The 5,194-nt window shown below is 48.8% G+C and carries 5 protein-coding genes; 3 read left to right on the top strand and 2 right to left on the bottom strand.

Features of this window, described 5'->3' with window-relative positions; translation table 11 throughout:
* On the top strand, positions 1–1,272 hold a 1,272-nt coding region (locus QXE01_10115), incomplete at its 5' end, for a hypothetical protein (GenBank protein MEM4971588.1).
* Between the two features lie 168 nt (positions 1,273–1,440).
* The gene (locus tag QXE01_10110; GenBank protein MEM4971587.1) at positions 1,441–1,692 is read left to right on the top strand and encodes a hypothetical protein; all 252 of its coding nucleotides are present in this window, start codon (positions 1,441–1,443) and stop codon (positions 1,690–1,692) included.
* A 253-nt stretch (positions 1,693–1,945) separates the two neighbouring features.
* On the opposite strand, the gene QXE01_10105 is transcribed toward QXE01_10110, so the two are convergent.
* Positions 1,946–2,431 (bottom strand): hypothetical protein, encoded by a 486-nt coding sequence (locus tag QXE01_10105; GenBank protein ID MEM4971586.1) that lies wholly within the window; start codon positions 2,429–2,431, stop codon positions 1,946–1,948.
* Positions 2,432–2,632: 201 nt separating this feature from the next.
* Between QXE01_10105 and QXE01_10100 the strand changes: the two genes are divergently transcribed.
* On the top strand, positions 2,633–2,989 hold the full coding sequence (locus QXE01_10100) for a hypothetical protein (GenBank protein MEM4971585.1): 357 nt from the start codon (positions 2,633–2,635) through the stop codon (positions 2,987–2,989).
* 12 nt (positions 2,990–3,001) lie between these two features.
* Here QXE01_10100 and QXE01_10095 read toward each other — a convergent pair.
* The coding region (locus tag QXE01_10095; GenBank protein MEM4971584.1) for a hypothetical protein at positions 3,002–5,194 on the bottom strand (2,193 nt) is incomplete at its 5' end.

Raw genomic sequence — 5,194 nt, 5'->3', positions numbered from 1 at the left:
CCGGGTGTTAAGTGGATCATACACCTGAGGGATGATGTCAGTGTGAATAGGTATCTCATAGAATCGTATGTGAGGGACAGCTACCACGGCCCAGTCCCAGTATATGTCAATGGGATGAAAGTAGAACTTGTGAAGGAGAAAGCAGAGGAGATCTTTAGCGATGGCAATAACAGAGTCTATCTGATGAAGAACAGGGACTACTCAGGGATCATTGTCAAGGGCGTCTTCACAGCTGACTACGAATACAGGCTTCGAGGACTGCTAGTAGAGACAAGGGATCCGAGGGTCAGGATCAACCCTGCAAGGGATATTATTTATGATGACAAGTATATGGAGTGGGTCACATATATAGCTAGGAACGCTGTGAAAGCGATCATCGATAGATATAGCCCGGAGGTCATTGCCAAGGGTATGCCCAACCTACAACGCCTCGTAGAGACAGCGTTCCCAATCGATTACTCACTTGATGAATCCGAGAGATCCAGGGTCTATGCTGAGCGTATCAAGCACATGGTATTCGAGACAGCTGATGGTACATATATAGTTGGCGGGGCACTGGATCCGAGGAGCTGGGTCTTCAGCGAGCTAGAGATCACAGACTCATCAAAGTCGAAGCTGGAGAGGATGAGACTCAGAGTATTCTATGTGAAAAATAGAGAGATAGCCGAGTGGGCTACAATGGCTGGGTTCAGAAGGGCTAGGGATGTCATAGTTGAGGATGAGGCTAGGAGGGTCATGGGCGGGGAGGTCGAGGAGAAGCTCAGAAGCGTTTTCAAAGATATAAAGAAAGCATTCGAAGAAGCTGTGAAGGGGGAGAGCCTCCGCATCGGTTCGAAGCCCTGCTCGATAAGGATAGGAGGTGTGGAGTTCACAGCAAATATAGTTCAGAAGGGCGATGTGGTGGAGATAGAGTTCACAGGTAGAAGCGAGAGACATGAGGCCGCCAAGCCAAGGCAGAACCTGATCACGATGAGGATAGTGGGTGAGATAAGAGACGCAGATATAGTCCTCGTCGAGAGCACAGATAAAAACGTCGCAGCATTCACAGATGGGAAAACAGTATATGTGAATGTAGCTAACCCAGAGGTATCGAAGCTGATCCTGAAGACAAAGAGGCTCAGGAACAGGTCAAAAATCACGCTCCTATGGGCACCCATCATAGTGCACGAGCTGCTACACGGGGAAGGCCTAGATCACACAGATCCTGACTGGCACAGAATATATGAGAAGGCCATGCGGGAAATAATAGAGAGAGAAGTGGAAAACCTATAAGCATTCTAGAGGCCCCTGTATTTATATCTCAATACTGCTATATTATTTTGGGGGCGGGGCGGGTCAGAGGTTCGTATATTCTTCACGGATCTGCTTAGCGGCCACTCATCATCCCCGCCCCCTAGAAAGCTAGGAGCTTTATATTTCGGCCATATTTTGGGGGATGCCATGGAGGCAAGAACCTCTTTCAAAGACCTCTTCAGAGCTATCGTGGAGACACTAATGAAAAACGATAAAATAACGGATCTCGACCTCGAATACCTGGCATCCAGGGGATTCGATACTGACGACATAGATGTCATAGTAACATTCCTCAAGAACTCAGGCATAGTCGAGCCAAATAGTGAGTGCAGATGCCTCAAACTCGTGAACAGAAGATTCCTAGAAAAAATAGCAGAGATACTAAGAAAAGCAAAGTAGCTCTCCACGGTTTATTTGTTTATTTTCCTTGTAATCTATTTATATTGACTCTCTTTAAAGATATCGTTTCAAAGCTAGGAGATTTCTCCTCTTATAATTTATTTATATCGCTCCATAGACTTGGGGTGGCGAGGACGTGTAGATAGTGGTACCTTGTAATTTATTTATGTTGCTCCCGATCTATAAGTGGTTGTATGAGTATATAAGCATTATCCCCTGAGATAAATATGAAGTAAAAGGAGATCTTGGGTCTTTATGGCTCTTCAACCACGGCTTTAACTGTTTTCACTTTGCATACTGAGTATATGCAGTAGTATATATCGATGAACACCCTATCCCCAGGTTTCAACTGAGACTGCGAGTCTATGTCGAAGACAGCGTTTATAATTGGTGTATACATAGACCCTATCCCCAGAAACTGGCGTGTCCAGCCTAGCTCCACCGATATATCGATTGCATTCACAGATCTGTTTGACCATCTGAGAACAACATCATCTATGACTACTCTCCTGATATCGGCTGTCCTCCCCTCTATATAGACCCTCACCGTGTCCTTGTCCTCAAGCTTTGCCTTCACATCCGTAACCGCTATACCCTGCAGCGGAGGCGGAGAACCGGTATAATCTAATCCGTTGATGAGGTAAGTGACAGCAAGCATGAGTATTGACAGTACAAGCATCAAGGTCGCTAGGTCTATCGGATTAATCCCTCTAAGACCGGCTCTAACCTTTAACCTCACACCGCATCCCCAAAAAATATATGTGAAATTATCCTATGACCCCGCATAAACCCGGGATACCGAGCCCAGAGAAGCCACTGTTCTCTCGAATGTGGTTTTAAGCGGTATCCGGGCTTCCCTAGGTGTGCCACGGCTGATAGATCGTCTTTGCGTGCTCCGAGTTCGATGCCAAATTAGCATAACAATAGTGGGTGGCACGGGATGGCCAGACTCTTTAGAACCAGGCATGGTGTTTATAGTTTGGGCGATGCTAGGGAGCTGATAAAAGAGATACCAAGTGGATCTGTTGATGCGATTATCACGGATCCTCCATATGGTGTTGGGAAGGACAGGTTTGATGATGGCGAGGTGTTCTTCGAGCTGGAGGACGAGCTTTACAGGGTGCTCAGGGATCATGGCTGGCTTATCTTCTTAGTTCCATTCGCCGGCTACGGGAGCATACCGCTTACATGCGAGCTCTTCGGGAGGAGGTGGATAGCATTCGAGATAGACCGGGAGAAATATGTGTTCGCCAGGAAACTGGTAGGATCTATATCGGGTATAGAGGAGGAGCGATGAATGATCAGGGTTTTAACCTCCTCTCCCTATCCTTGTTATGGATGCTATTGCTCCTCCTAGTAGTCCTCCGAATAGGGGTATTGATGCTATTGCACCCCCTATAACCGCTCCTATGAAGCCCACTATGAGGCCTGCCGCTGCTATCTTGACAGCTGCTGAGAAGAAGGCGTATCCACCCAGCGTCCCGATTGTCAGTCCTATCTTCGCCGCTGCCTCTTGGAAGCTGCTGAATACATCTGGTATTGCTATCTGGTTCACATAGTGGTTTATCACGCTAGCCACATACCCAGATGCAGCACCGCCCACCATGATGACTATCATAGATGCAGCGGCACCCCCAGCGGCTTGGAAGCCTATGGAGCTAACACCTGGGAAGATGCTCATGACAGCACCTATAACCGATGCCCCAACTGTTAGGGCTATTGCAAGTGCTATGAGAGCCTCTGCAACACCCATCCCAAGCTGTGCATAGAGCAGGGCTAGGAATGTACCTATAACACCTATTATCAGGGTAGCAGCTATCGGACCAAAGATGCTGGACACAGCCATCCCTATCGGTGAGAGGAAAGATGGTATGAGTGCCAGGGCTATAACAACCGCTGCTATAGCTGCCACCCCAATTATAACCCCTGTTAGTATCCCTATGGATGATGATATCATTGACGAGACCTTGTCGAAGGCCTGGTCATAGCCCGACATCATTACGACAAAGGAATCGGGTGTGACCCCAGATACATATGGTATTGTATACCCGTATGATCCTCCCATGCTGTTTAGGAGATACGCCACGAGGTTATAGACAACTACTGGGAGTCCATACATAACGACTAGGAGACCCACACCGGCCATGAGGACTTCTATGTAGTGGCTCGATATCCTAGCCATGACATCGCTCAGACCCCCTAGATAGTTATACACGGCGAACATCAGGGCACCAGCAGCTATAAGGACAACGGGTGCTAGAACAGCTATGTATAGGTATCTACCGAAGCTAGAGACCCTTGGATTCGGTATCGAGGGTGCCTGCCCGCCCATGGAGCCGCCCACCTGGAACTCCACCCCGGCGAGCCTCACAGACCCTCTATAGCTGGTCTCCACAGAGTAGCTCCCACTGGATGGCTTCTCAGACAATGTCGATGATACGCTGCACTGCTGCGATGGGGACTGCGGGGAGAGGTACACGGTGCATGACTGCCCAGCAAGCCCTGGGAGCTGTGGTGTTGTTGTGAATGAGAAGCTTATCTGTGCAGAGAAGTCCTGGATATTCGATAGAGATGCAGATGCATACGCCGAGAAAGAGGCTGTGTTACCAACTATATATCCAGATGGCCCGTATATCGAGAGCACAGCTGTGCCTGCTGTTGTGTTGAAGCCACCGGCCCACTTCACAGATCCTCCTCCGTCTATCCCAGCCTCTGCTAGGTAGACTATCCTGTCGAATCTCCTGGGGGTGTTGATGGTAACCTCGGACTTCATTGTCTGGGATCCTGAGGGGGTGAAGCCAAGGGTATAGGATCCAAGGCTCACAAGGTTTATATCGGATATAGCCTGCTCGGTCATAGAGACAGCCGTGCTCAGGATCCTCTGCAGGTCTTCTGGGCTTAGGCTCTGCTGTGATGAGCTCTGGTTAATGCCGAAGAAATCGATCTTAACCCATATAGATGCAGATCCATAGCCGCTTGATGATACCTCCACCACGGCTTTGTACTGCCTCGGCTCGAAGAAATATGTGTTCCCAAACCTCTCCATGGTATAGACACCGGATGGCCTGATCTCCGTTATGTTTACCCTAACAACAAGCACATCGATCATAGGGTTCGGCACAGATATAGATCCGGAGGAGGATGACGAGGACGTGGATATAACACCCACGACCTTGATATTAGCTGGAACCTCGTAGTGTCCTGGCTGTGGAACCCCTATGACATAAGCCCTATACGATACCCTGCCTGATGGGTAGGCGTAGCATCTATAGTAAGATATATTAGTCGTGTAATCCGTATACATCAGCCCACATACAGCATCTCCAGAGAGGCTGTAGCTATCGATCGAAACAGCTAGCCTAGCACCCCCGAGGCTCCCGGGAGACGCGTATGCACCTACAGCCGATATAGATGCTGTGGGTGGCGGGCTATCCTTGTGCTGAGATGTCACCACGGATAGCTGTGTCTCTGAGGAGAAGCTCTCATCAACCCTGAAATATGC

Source organism: Sulfolobales archaeon, assembly GCA_038897115.1.
GTDB lineage: Archaea > Thermoproteota > Thermoprotei_A > Sulfolobales > AG1 > AG1.
Note: the sequence above shows the minus strand (reverse complement) of the source record. Positions and strands in the feature narration are given on the sequence as shown.